Below are 12,552 nucleotides of genomic sequence, written 5' to 3' on the forward strand. Positions count from 1 at the left end.
TTGCAAAAACCGCAGGGAGCCTGAGATGAGCCTATTAGAAGAAAACCAAGCCACCGACCTTGAACAGATGGTCGGCCTGACCCGCCGCCGCTTCATCGGCGCCGGTGCCTTGTGCGGTGCCGCCATGTTCCTCGGTGGCAACCTGCTGACGCGCAGCGCCCTCGCCGTCAACGCCGCCAGCGCCAGCCCGTTGCTGGGCTTTACCAGCATCGCCGCCGCCACCCGCGACACCATCACCTTGCCGCCGGGCTACAGCGCGTCGGTGCTGATCAGCTGGGGCCAGCCGCTGAGCAGGAGCGCGCCGGCCTTCGATCCGTCCGGCAACGGCACGGCCAAGGCCCAGGAACAGCAGTTCGGCGACAACAACGACGGCATGAGCCTGTTCGCCTTCCCCGGCGACGATAACCGCGCGCTGATGGCGATCAACAACGAATACACCAATTACCGTTACCTCTTCGCCCACGGCGGCGCGCCGCAATCGGCCGAAGACGTGCGCAAGGCCCAGGCCAGCGAGGGCGTCTCGGTGATCGAAGTACGGCGCAAGGGCGACACCTGGCAGTTCGTGCAGGACTCGCGCTACAACCGACGCATCCACGGCAACTCGCCGATCCGCCTCAGCGGCCCCGCCGCCGGCCACGCCTGGCTGAAGACCAGCGCCGACAAAACCGGCAAGAACGCCCTCGGCACCTTCCAGAACTGCGCCAACGGCAAGACGCCGTGGGGCACTTATCTGACCTGCGAAGAGAACTTCACCGACTGCTTCGGCAGCAGTAACCCACAACAGACGTTCGACGCCGGGCAGAAACGCTATGGCGTTGTGGCGGCCAGCAAAGACATCAACTGGCACCCGCACGACCCACGCTTCGACATCGCCAAGAACCCCAACGAACTGAATCGTCATGGCTGGGTGGTGGAAATCGACCCGTTCGATCCGCACTCCACCCCGGTCAAACGCACCGCCCTGGGCCGCTTCAAACACGAAAACGCTGCCCTGGCCGAAACCCGTGACGGCCGCGCCGTGGTGTACATGGGCGACGACGAACGCGGCGAGTTCATCTACAAGTTCGTCAGCCGCGACAAGATCAACCACAAGAACCCCAAAGCCAACAAAGACCTGCTCGACCACGGCACCTTGTACGTAGCGATCTTCGATGCGGGCGACGGCAACGCCGACCATCCCAAGGGCAAAGGCCAATGGGTCGAGCTGACGCACGGTAAAAACGGCATCGACGCCAGCACCGGTTTCGCCAGCCAAGCCGAAGTGCTGATCCATGCGCGCCTGGCCGCCAGTGTGGTGAAAGCCACGCGCATGGACCGCCCGGAATGGATCGTGGTCAGCCCCACCGATGGCCAGGTCTATTGCACCCTCACCAATAACGCCAAGCGCGGTGAGGACGGCCAGCCGGTGGGCGGCCCCAACCCGCGCGAGAAAAACGTCTACGGCCAGATCCTGCGCTGGAAGGCCGACGCCGATAACCACGGCGCCAGCGAATTCAGCTGGGACCTGTTTGTGGTGGCCGGCAACCCTGGCGTTCACGCCGGCACGCCGAAGGGCGGTTCGTCGAACATCAACCCACAGAACATGTTCAACAGCCCCGATGGGTTGGGCTTCGATAAGGCCGGGCGCTTGTGGATTCTTACGGATGGCGACTACAGCAACGCCGGTGACTTCGCGGGGATGGGCAATAACCAGATGCTGTGTGCGGACCCCTCCACCGGGGAGATACGCCGCTTCATGGTCGGGCCGGTGGCCTGTGAAGTGACAGGCATCAGCTTCTCGCCGGATCAGAAGACGCTGTTTGTGGGCATCCAGCACCCAGGCGAAACCGGCGGTTCGACCTGGCCGGAGCATCTGCCGAACGGCAAGCCGCGGTCGTCGGTGATGGCGATTCGGCGGGATGATGGTGGGATCGTCGGCGCCTGACCGGGCCTCATCGGGGGCAAGCCCCCTCCCACAGTACGCGGTCCAATGTGGGAGGGGGCGTGCTCCCGATAGCAATGGCACAGTCGCCCCCTATCTCGACCTCTGTGCGTTACCATACCCGGCCGGACGCGGCGCTCTGCTGCGCGCAGGAGTTCGCATGGCCCACCCGTTTGAAACACTCACCCCCGACCTGGTGCTCGACGCTGTCGAAAGCATCGGTTTCCTCAGCGATGCTCGCGTTCTGGCGCTGAACAGCTACGAAAACCGCGTCTATCAAGTGGGCATCGAAGATTCGGAACCGCTGATCGCCAAGTTCTACCGCCCGCAGCGCTGGACCAACGAAGCGATCCTTGAAGAGCATCGCTTCACCTTCGAGCTGGCCGAGTGCGACGTTCCAGTGGTCGCCCCGATGATCCACAACGGCGAAAGTCTGTTCGAACATGCCGGTTTCCGTTTCACCCTGTTCCCACGCCGCGGCGGCCGGGCGCCGGAGCCGGGTAATCTCGATCAACTGTATCGCCTTGGCCAATTGCTCGGCCGTTTGCATGCGGTGGGTTCCACCCGCCCGTTTGAACACCGTGAAGCCTTGGGCGTTAAGAATTTCGGTCACGACTCCCTCAACACCCTGCTGGAAGGCAACTTCATCCCCAAGAGCCTGTTGCCGGCCTACGAGTCCGTGGCCCGCGACCTGCTCAAGCGTGTGGAAGAGGTGTACAAGGCCACACCGCACAAGAACATCCGCATGCACGGTGATTGCCACCCCGGCAACATGATGTGCCGCGACGAGATGTTCCACATCGTCGACCTGGATGACTGCCGCATGGGCCCGGCGGTACAGGACCTGTGGATGATGCTCGCCGGAGATCGTCAGGAATGCCTGGGCCAGCTGTCGGAATTGATGGACGGCTATCAGGAGTTCCACGATTTCGACCCACGTGAACTGGCGTTGATCGAACCCCTGCGCGCCTTGCGGCTGATGCATTACAGCGCCTGGCTCGCACGACGCTGGGATGACCCGGCGTTCCCCCACAGCTTCCCGTGGTTCGGCAGCGAGCGCTATTGGGGTGACCAGGTGCTGGCGCTGCGCGAGCAACTCTCGGCGCTCAATGAAGAACCCCTGAAACTGTTCTGACGGGTGGGTAACGTGTGGGAGGGGGCTTGCTCCCGATAGCAATCTGTCAGTTGATGAAAAGTCGGCTGATACACCGCTATCGGGAACAAGCCCCCTCTCACATAAAGCAACGCAGATCCCATCGCCGGACAAATATCCTTACAATCGCGCTTTGTTAGCTGCCTAAGCAAGGATTCTGCAATGCAAGCCGCCAACCCCCGCAAGGGCTACATCCTGGGCCTGAGCGCCTATGTCATCTGGGGTCTGTTCCCGCTCTACTTCAAAGCCATCGCCAGCGTGCCCGCCGCCGAGATCATCGTGCATCGCGTGCTGTGGTCGGCACTGTTCGGCGCGTTGCTGTTGATGGTCTGGAAACACCCAGGCTGGTTCCGCGAACTGCGCGACAACCCCAAACGCCTGGCGATCCTGGCACTCAGTGGTTCGTTGATCGCGGGTAACTGGCTGACCTATGTGTGGTCGGTCAACAGCGGGCGCATGCTGGAAGCCAGCCTGGGTTACTACATCAACCCCTTGGTGAATGTGGTGTTGGGCATGCTGATCCTGGGCGAACGCCTGCGTCGTCTGCAGTGGGTTGCCGTTGGGCTGGCCGCAGTGGGTGTGGCACAACAGGTGTGGCAAGTGGGCAGCCTGCCCTGGGTGTCGCTGGTGTTGGCGCTGACCTTTGGTTTCTACGGGCTGATTCGCAAGCAGGCACCGGTGAAAGCGCTGCCGGGGCTGGTGGTAGAAACCTGGATGCTGGTGCCGATTGCCGTGGCATGGTTGCTGTTCAACCCCTCGGCCCACAGTGCACAGATGGCGTTCTGGAGTACGTCCGAGGCGTGGTGGCTGGTGGCCGCTGGCCCGGTGACGTTGATCCCGCTGGTATGTTTCAACGCCGCCGCACGGCACTTGCCCTACACCGCCCTGGGCTTCTTGCAATATGTGGCGCCGACCCTGGTGCTGCTGGAAGCCGTGCTGCTGTTCGGTGAACACCTGGCGCCGAGCACGTTGACCGCCTTCGCTTTCATTTGGGCGGGCCTGGTGGTGTACAGCGTGGATATCTGGTTGAGCGTGCGCAAACGCTGATCAAAAAACGCACAACCCTCTGCAAGCCACAGCGGTCATGGCTTGCAGACATCCACCCCAAGGTTATCCACAGCCTGATCCCCGCCATTTGTGCACAAGCCCTTGAAACTGCTCGTTTTTTGCTCAACTGACGAAGAAGCCCGGCCAGCGTGGCCTGGCGCCGGGTCTCTACAGGTTATCCACAGGCCCATGCAAGATTTCCATGCATAACCCTGTGGGTAGATTATTCCTCGTGGTGCAGCTCCACCATCAAGTCATCGGCCAAGGTTTCAAGGGACAGTTGTAAGGTATCCAGGGATAACGCTGTCGGCACCTGCAGCAGCGCCTCGGCGGTAAACAGCGGATCACCGCTCATCGGCGCCGGGCGTACATCCGTGCTCAGGCTCTCAAGGTTCACGCCTTGCTTACTCAGCAGCGCCGTGATCTCGCGCACGATGCCCGAACGGTCATTGCCGACCAGCGTCATCATGATCGATTTAGAGGCCGAGGCTTGCCCACTACTGCCCTCGCCCACCAACACACGAATGCCGTGTGTGGATAAATCCTCCAGCGCGCCCACCAATGCCTGACGGTGCTCGGCAGGCACGCTGACCCGCAGGATCCCGGCAAACTGCCCGGCCATATGGGCCATGCGGCTTTCCAGCCAGTTGCCACCGTGGGCAGCAATGTTCTGCGCAATACGTTCAACCAGGCCGGGTTTGTCGGCGGCGATAATTGTGAGTACAAGATGGTCCATGGCAAAGCCCTCTGGAATTCAACCTACAAGGTGGACCCGAAGGCCCTCGATAACAAATCGTGTACCATTTTTATATTTATCTGGAACAATCCAATAGTTTTTTGAGAACATCCGGTTCTCCGCTGTGACCGTACGACCAAAGTGGGTCGCTAATCGACGTATTTAGTCTAATTTTCACAACCGCAAGTCATCATGTAGTATGCCCAACCGTGCACTACATAATGAAATCTGAAAAAGCGCATAGCTCCGCAGAGTGAGGCAAGCAATGACTGAACACGTTCAAGTCGGTGGCCTGCAGGTCGCCAAAGTCCTGTTCGACTTCGTGAACAACGAAGCCATTCCCGGTACCGGCATCACTGCCGACCAGTTCTGGGCCGGTGCCGACAAGGTCATCCACGACCTGGCACCGAAGAACAAAGCCCTACTCGCCAAGCGCGACGATTTCCAGGCGCGGATCGATACCTGGCACCAGACTCACGCCGGTAAAGCGCACGACCCGGTGGCCTACAAGGCCTTCCTGCAAGACATCGGATACCTGCTGCCAGAAGCCGCAGACTTCCAGGCCACGACCCAAAACGTCGATGACGAAATCGCCCGCATGGCCGGCCCTCAGCTGGTGGTGCCGGTGATGAACGCCCGCTTCGCCCTCAACGCCTCGAATGCGCGCTGGGGTTCACTGTATGACGCGCTGTATGGCACCGACGCCATCAGCGAAGCCGGCGGCGCCGAAAAGGGCAAGGGCTACAACAAGGTGCGGGGCGACAAGGTGATCGCCTTCGCCCGTGCCTTCCTCGATGAAGCCGCACCGCTGAGCGCCGGCAGCCACGCGGAGTCGACCGGCTACAAGATCGTCGATGGCACGCTGATTGTCAGCCTCAAAGGCGGCAGTAACAGTGGCCTGCGCGACGATGCGCAGTTGATCGGTTTCCAAGGCCCTGCGGCCGAGCCGATTGCGATCCTGTTGAAACACAACGGCCTGCACTTCGAAATCCAGATCGACGCCAGCACCCCGGTCGGCCAGACCGACGCAGCCGGCGTCAAAGACGTGCTGATGGAAGCCGCGCTGACCACCATCATGGACTGCGAAGACTCCGTCGCCGCCGTGGATGCCGATGACAAAGTGGTGATCTACCGCAATTGGCTCGGCCTGATGAAGGGCGACTTGGCCGAAGAAGTGGCCAAGGGTGGCAAGACCTTCACCCGCACCATGAACGCCGACCGCGTTTATACCGGCGTGGATGGCCAGGACGTGACGCTGCATGGCCGTTCGCTGCTGTTCGTGCGCAACGTGGGTCATCTGATGACCATTGACGCGATCCTCGACAAAGACGGCAACGAAGTCCCCGAAGGCATCCTCGACGGCCTGCTCACCAGCCTGGCGGCCATCCACAGCCTGAACGGCAACAGCAGCCGCAAGAACAGCCGCACCGGTTCTGTGTACATCGTTAAACCGAAGATGCACGGCCCGGAAGAAGCGGCGTTCACCAACGAGCTGTTCGGCCGTATCGAAGACGTGCTGAACCTGCCGCGCAACACCCTCAAAGTCGGGATCATGGACGAGGAGCGCCGCACCACGGTCAACCTCAAGGCCTGCATCAAGGCCGCCAGCGAGCGCGTGGTGTTTATCAACACCGGTTTCCTTGACCGTACGGGCGACGAGATCCACACCTCCATGGAAGCCGGCGCGATGGTGCGCAAGGCCGCCATGAAGTCGGAAAAATGGATCGGTGCGTATGAGAACTGGAACGTTGATATCGGCTTGAGCACCGGCCTGCAAGGTCGTGCGCAAATCGGTAAAGGCATGTGGGCCATGCCCGACCTGATGGCGGCGATGCTCGAGCAGAAAATCGCCCACCCATTGGCCGGTGCCAACACCGCCTGGGTACCGTCGCCAACCGCCGCCGCACTGCACGCGTTGCATTACCACAAGGTTGATGTATTCGCCCGCCAGGCCGAACTGGCCAAGCGCGAGCGCGCCTCGGTGGACGACATCCTGACCATTCCTCTGGCCAGCAACACCGATTGGTCCGACGAAGAAATCCGCAACGAGCTGGACAACAACGCCCAGGGCATCCTCGGCTATGTCGTACGCTGGATCGACCAGGGCGTCGGCTGTTCGAAAGTACCGGACATCAACGACGTCGGCCTGATGGAAGACCGCGCCACCCTGCGCATTTCCAGCCAGCACATCGCCAACTGGCTGCGCCACGGCATCGTCACCGAAGCCCAGGTCATGGAAAGCCTCAAGCGCATGGCGCCGGTGGTGGACCGTCAGAATGCCGGGGATGCGCTGTATCGACCGCTGGCACCGGATTTTGACAGCAACATCGCGTTCCAGGCAGCGGTGGAGTTGGTGATTGAAGGCACCCAGCAGCCCAACGGCTACACCGAGCCGGTGCTGCACCGTCGGCGTCGGGAGTTCAAGGCTAAAAACGGCCTGTAAATGAAAAAGCCCTGATCGAGAGATCGGGGCTTTTTCTTTGGGCTTGTGGTGGCTGAACTGGCGCTATCGGGGGCAAGCCCCCTCCCACAACTAATAGGCGGCGCAGCAACATGTGGGAGGGGGCTTGCCCCCGATGAGGCCGTTATATACACCGCAGAATCAGGACGCCATCCCCAACTCTCGCTTGACCAACTTCGCCAACTTCACGCTATCAATCGGCTTGAGCAGAAAGTCCACCACGCTCAAATGCATCGCATCGATCACATCCGGCGCTTCCGCATCCCCCGACATAATGATGATGGGCAATGCCGCACGGGTGGATTCACGCACCTGGCGGATCAGTTCCAAGCCATTGCTGGGCGCCATGCGCAGGTCGGTGATCAGCAAACCGATAGAGCTGCTGGACTTCAACAAATTCCACGCCGCCTCACCATTCTCAGCGGTCATGCAGCGAATACCGTCCAGCCCCAGGATCTCCGCCAGCAGTTCACGCGCATCCTTGTCGTCGTCAACAATCAATACGCGTTGTGGCGGTAAATCAGGCTCCAGCATCACGGCGCTCAGCGCCTCGCGCTCGGCATCGCTCAAAATATCGTGATCGGACATACGGTTCTCAGCAATTCTCATCAATCTCCCAGCACACTCGTCAGACATCTGCGGGAGGGCGATCAATGTGCACTTCGTCGGAAAGTTTGCCTAGTGGGTGTTCTACGGGGTTTGGACGATAGTCATGTAAGGTTTTTCCCTAGTTCTGCGGCATTTTCAGCGACCTAGACTTACGTCCAATGGGCACCCGCCGCGCAGGGGTCGACCATGAAGGACGATAACGACAAAAAAATTGCGGTCACTGTTATGAGTAAAGCTGATGCTTTCGCCCAAGCGGGGAAAACTGCTGTGTTGCAGAACATTCACGGCACCCTGCAGTTCCTGCAACGCTTCCCGCCCTTCAACCAGATGGAAAACGCCCACCTGGCATTTTTGGTGGAACAGTGCCAGTTACGCTTCTATGGCCCCGGTGAGAGCATCCTCAAACCGTCGGGCGGGCCGGTTGAACACTTTTACATCGTCAAGCAGGGCCGGGTCGTCGGTGAGCGGCCCGTGGCCAATCAAGAAACCGCTGAAACCACCTTCGAAATCACCACCGGCGAATGCTTCCCGCTGGCCGCACTCCTGGGTGAGCGGGCGACCCGCACCGAGCACAAGGCCGCCGAAGACACCTTCTGCCTGCAGCTGAACAAGCCTGCGTTTATCAAGCTGTTCGCGCTGTCCAGCCCGTTTCGCGACTTTGCCCTGCGTGGCGTCAGCAGCCTGTTGGACCAGGTCAATCAGCAGGTTCAGCAAAAAGCCGTGGAAACCCTCGGCACTCAATACTCCTTGAACACCCGCCTCGGCGAATTGGCCATGCGCCATCCGGTCACGTGCAGCCCAAGCACACCCCTGCGCGAAGCGGTGACGCTGATGCATGAGCAGCAGGTGGGCAGCATCGTAATCGTCGATGAGCACAAAGCCCCCCTGGGAATATTTACCCTGCGCGACCTGCGCCAGGTGGTGGCCGATGGCGCCAGCGACTTCAGCCAGGCCATCGACGGCCACATGACCCAGGCGCCCTTCTTCTTGACCCCGGACCACAGCGCCTTCGACGCCGCGATCGCCATGACCGAACGGCATATCGCCCATGTGTGCCTGGTCAAGGACCAGCGCCTGTGCGGCGTGGTGTCCGAGCGCGACCTGTTTTCCCTGCAACGCGTGGACCTGGTGCACCTGGCCCGTACTATCCGCAACGCGCCGCGTGTGGATAATTTGGTGGCGATTCGCGGTGAGATCGGCCAGTTGGTGGAGCGCATGCTGGCCCATGGCGCATCGTCTACCCAGATCACCCACATCATTACGCTGCTCAACGATCACACCGTGTGCCGCGTGATTGAGCTGACGCTCGCCGAAAAAGGCGACCCCGGCGTTCCATTCAGCTGGTTGTGTTTTGGCAGCGAAGGCCGTCGTGAACAGACGCTGTACACCGACCAGGACAACGGCATCCTGTTTGACGCCAGGGACGCCGCCGAAGCGGCCGAGATTCGTGGGCGTTTGCTGCCACTCGCGCAGCAGATCAACCAGAGCCTGGCGCTGTGCGGGTTCAGCCTGTGCAAGGGCAACATCATGGCCGGCAACCCCGAGCTGTGTTTGTCGCGGGCCGAATGGGCGCGGCGTTTCGCGGCGTTTATCCGCGAGGCGACGCCGGAGAATCTGTTGGGCTCCAGCATCTATTTCGATCTGCGCGTGGTGTGGGGCGATGAACGTGGCTGCGAGCAACTGCGCCAAGGCATCCTGGATCAGGTCGCGGATAACCGATTGTTCCAACGCATGCTGGCCGAGAACGCGTTGCGCCAGCGGCCGCCCGTCGGACGTTTCCGCGAATTTGTGCTGACCCGTAAAGGCGGCGAGAAAGCCACCCTCGACCTCAAGGTGCAGGGCCTCACGCCCTTTGTCGACGGCGCGCGCTTGCTGGCCCTGGCTAACGGTATCCACGCCAACAACACCCTGGAACGCCTGCGCCAGCTGGTGGTCAAGGCCGTGATCGAGCCCCTGGACGGCGCGGCCTATGAAGAGGCTTACCACTTTATTCAGCAAACCCGCATGCAACAGCATCAGTTGCAGACTCGTGAGAACCAGCCCTACTCCAACCGTGTCGACCCGGAGAGCCTCAACCACCTGGATCGGCGCATCCTGCGCGAATCCCTGCGCCAGGCCCAGCGCCTGCAAAGCAGCCTGACATTGCGGTATCAGCTGTGAGTTTGTTCGGCTGGCTGCGTAAGAAAAAACCAGGGCTCGACGCGGCGCAACAACGACGACTGGAGCAACTGCCCAAGCCCGCGGCATTGGGCGACGGTTCATTGCGCAGCCAACGCTGGGTCGTGCTGGACCTGGAAACCAGCGGCCTGAACCTCAACCGTGACCAAGTGCTGTCCATTGGCGCGGTGGTGATCGAGGACGGCGCGGTGGACTTCTCCCAGCTGTTCGAACGCACACTGCAACGCGCCGAGACAAAACTCAGCCCCAGCGTATTAATCCACGGCCTCGGCCCCAGTGCGATCGCCGCCGGCAGCGACCCGGTGGAAGCCCTGCTGGACTTCATGTCGTTCGTCGGCGACAGCCCGTTGCTGGCCTTCCATGCACCGTTCGATCAACACATGCTGTGCCGGGCGCTCAAGGACAGCCTGGGTTACCGCCTGGCCCATCCGTTTCTGGATGTGGCCGACATCGCCCCGCTGCTATGCCCGCAAGCCCATATCCGCGAAGCCGGGCTGGACGACTGGATCAACCACTTCAACCTGCACGTGGGCGAACGCCATCACGCCAGCGCCGATGCCCTGGCCACGGCCGAGCTGATGCTCATCCTGTTCAGCCGCGCGCGTGCACAACACATCGACACGCCTCAGGCGTTGCAAGAGCGTTTGAGCCAATGGAAACGGCGCCAACACGCGCCCTCTTTCTAACGCCGCTGATCCTCGTAGTGAGCGGGCTTGCCCCGCGCTGGGTGGCGCAGCCACCCCAATAAAAACACCGCGTTCTGCCCGGCAAACCGTGAAATCAGTTTTTGGGGCCGCTACGCAGCTCAGCGCGGGGCAAGCCCACTCACCCCAAAAGCGTCCCCCCTTCAAACCGACAGACGCCAATTGCGCCCACCCCACGGCTCTGACACAATCGCGAATAATTCTCGTTAGTTTAAACATCGCGTTTGCCAGGTGCTGCCTTGTCGTCAATCCAGAACCCACACAGTGAGCTTGTTGGCGCGTTGTATCGCGACCATCGTGGCTGGCTGTTGGCGTGGCTGCGACGCAATGTGGCCTGTCCTAGCCGCGCCGAGGACCTGAGCCAGGACACCTTCATGCGCCTGCTTGGCCGTGACGAGTTGCGCGAACCCCGCGAGCCCCGCGCGTTTCTCATCGCGATCGCCAAGGGCCTGCTGTTCGATTATTTCCGTCGCGCCGCCCTGGAACAGGCCTACCTCACCGAACTGATGCTGATCCCGGAAAGCGAACACCCTTCGCCGGAAGCCCAGCAACTGATCCTCGAAGACCTCAAGGCTATCGACCGCCTGCTCGGCAAATTGTCGAGCAAGGCCCGCGCAGCCTTTCTCTACAACCGCCTGGACGGCATGGGCCACGCAGACATCGCCCAACGCCTCGGCGTGTCGGTGCCGCGCGTGCGCCAATACCTGGCTCAGGGCATTCGCCAGTGCTACATCGCGCTGTATGGCGAGCCGCAGTGACCGTGATCAGTTCCAAGCCGGTCTCGGCCCGTGTGCTGGATGCGGCGATTGCCTGGCAACTGTCCTTCGATTCGGGCGACGGCAGCGTGGTGGAGCGCGAAGAATTCGACAAATGGCTGGCCAGCGATGAAGAGCACGCCCGCGCCTGGCGGCAGTTGGGCATGCTCGACCAGCGTTTCAGTGCGGCCTCGGGCCCGGCGCGGGCGGCGTTGTTGCAATCGCGTGAGGGCATTCGCCAGCGTGTGCGCAAGTTGGGCAGTGGTCTGGCGAGTATCGCCGTGGTAATTGGCCTGGCGTTGTTTGCCGGTGAGCGTTATGTGCCGGTCCACTATTGGCTGGCTGACCAACGTACCGCCACCGGCGAGCAGCGCACGCTGAAACTGGCGGACGGCACGCTGATCAACCTCAATACCCACAGCGCTATCGATGTGCGTTTTGATGAAAAACGCCGACTGATCGTGTTGCAGGAAGGCGAAATCCTGGTCGAGACCGGCCACCACGACGCACGCCCGTTCTATGTGCAAACTCGCGACGGCAGCCTGCGGGCACTGGGCACGCGGTTTATCGTCAAGCGCGAAGACGACGCCACGCGCTTGAGCGTGCTGCAGTCGGCGGTGGCCGCTCAGCCCGAAGCCCTGCACCGGGAACAGATTTTCAAGGAAGGCCAGCAAGTGCTGATGCGCAGCGACGGTCTGGGCCCTACGCTTGCCGTCACCCCGGCCACCGACGCCTGGACCCGCGGCATGCTGGTGGTGGACAACGCTCGCCTGGGCGATGTGGTCGAGGAGCTGAGCCGCTACCGCACCGGTTACCTGGGCGTGGATAAAAACGTGGCCGACCTGCGCATCACCGGCAGCTTCCCGCTGCACGACACCACCTTGGCGCTCAACGCGCTGCTGCCGACGCTGCCGGTGCAGATCGAGCAGCACACACCGTGGTGGGTGACGGTTACGCGTAAGCCTTAGGTTTGGCGGTGCCTTGGCTA

10 protein-coding genes are annotated in these 12,552 nt (G+C 61.5%); 8 read left to right on the forward strand and 2 right to left on the reverse strand.

The genetic code is table 11. The features are described 5' to 3' along the window. The first annotated feature begins 25 nt into the window (after positions 1-25). From AO064_RS18515 to rarD, 3 genes are all read left to right on the forward strand, one after another. On the forward strand, positions 26-1,924 hold the full coding sequence (locus tag AO064_RS18515) for a PhoX family protein (RefSeq protein ID WP_064054246.1): 1,899 nt from the start codon (positions 26-28) through the stop codon (positions 1,922-1,924). 157 nt (positions 1,925-2,081) lie between these two features. After that, a complete protein-coding gene (locus AO064_RS18520; RefSeq protein WP_015886213.1) occupies positions 2,082-3,056 on the forward strand; it encodes a serine/threonine protein kinase in 975 nt (324 codons plus the stop codon). 180 nt (positions 3,057-3,236) lie between these two features. Beyond that, positions 3,237-4,121: an EamA family transporter RarD gene (gene rarD / locus AO064_RS18525; RefSeq protein WP_064054247.1), complete on the forward strand. Its 885-nt coding sequence runs from the start codon at positions 3,237-3,239 to the stop codon at positions 4,119-4,121. Between the two features lie 223 nt (positions 4,122-4,344). Here rarD and AO064_RS18530 read toward each other — a convergent pair whose 3' ends face one another. Next, positions 4,345-4,857, reverse strand: a complete 513-nt coding sequence (locus tag AO064_RS18530; protein ID WP_064054248.1) for a glycine cleavage system transcriptional repressor — start codon at positions 4,855-4,857, stop codon at positions 4,345-4,347. Positions 4,858-5,122: 265 nt separating this feature from the next. Here AO064_RS18530 and AO064_RS18535 point away from each other — a divergent pair, with 265 nt between their 5' ends. Next, the gene (locus tag AO064_RS18535; protein WP_064054249.1) at positions 5,123-7,300 is read left to right on the forward strand and encodes a malate synthase G; all 2,178 of its coding nucleotides are present in this window, start codon (positions 5,123-5,125) and stop codon (positions 7,298-7,300) included. A gap of 159 nt (positions 7,301-7,459) precedes the next feature. On the opposite strand, the gene AO064_RS18540 is transcribed toward AO064_RS18535, so the two are convergent. Beyond that, complete coding sequence (locus AO064_RS18540) at positions 7,460-7,906, reverse strand: response regulator (RefSeq protein WP_064054250.1); 447 nt, start codon at positions 7,904-7,906, stop codon at positions 7,460-7,462. Positions 7,907-8,152: 246 nt separating this feature from the next. On the opposite strand from AO064_RS18540, the gene AO064_RS18545 reads away from it, so the two are divergent. The 4 genes from AO064_RS18545 to AO064_RS18560 all read left to right on the forward strand — a co-directional run bounded on the left by AO064_RS18545 (position 8,153) and on the right by AO064_RS18560 (position 12,532). Further along, positions 8,153-10,087 (forward strand): putative nucleotidyltransferase substrate binding domain-containing protein, encoded by a 1,935-nt coding sequence (locus tag AO064_RS18545; RefSeq protein ID WP_183143940.1) that lies wholly within the window; start codon positions 8,153-8,155, stop codon positions 10,085-10,087. Further along, positions 10,084-10,791, forward strand: coding sequence for a 3'-5' exonuclease (locus AO064_RS18550; RefSeq protein ID WP_064054252.1), 708 nt, complete (start codon positions 10,084-10,086; stop codon positions 10,789-10,791). Before AO064_RS18545 ends, AO064_RS18550 begins: the two co-directional genes overlap by 4 nt. A 257-nt stretch (positions 10,792-11,048) precedes the next feature. Further along, complete coding sequence (locus tag AO064_RS18555) at positions 11,049-11,567, forward strand: RNA polymerase sigma factor (RefSeq protein WP_015886220.1); 519 nt, start codon at positions 11,049-11,051, stop codon at positions 11,565-11,567. Further along, positions 11,564-12,532, forward strand: a complete 969-nt coding sequence (locus AO064_RS18560) for a FecR domain-containing protein (RefSeq protein WP_064054253.1) — start codon at positions 11,564-11,566, stop codon at positions 12,530-12,532. Before AO064_RS18555 ends, AO064_RS18560 begins: the two co-directional genes overlap by 4 nt. The last annotated feature ends 20 nt before the right edge of the window (positions 12,533-12,552 follow it).

It is taken from the genome of Pseudomonas marginalis (assembly GCF_001645105.1).
Lineage (GTDB): Bacteria > Pseudomonadota > Gammaproteobacteria > Pseudomonadales > Pseudomonadaceae > Aquipseudomonas > Aquipseudomonas petroselini.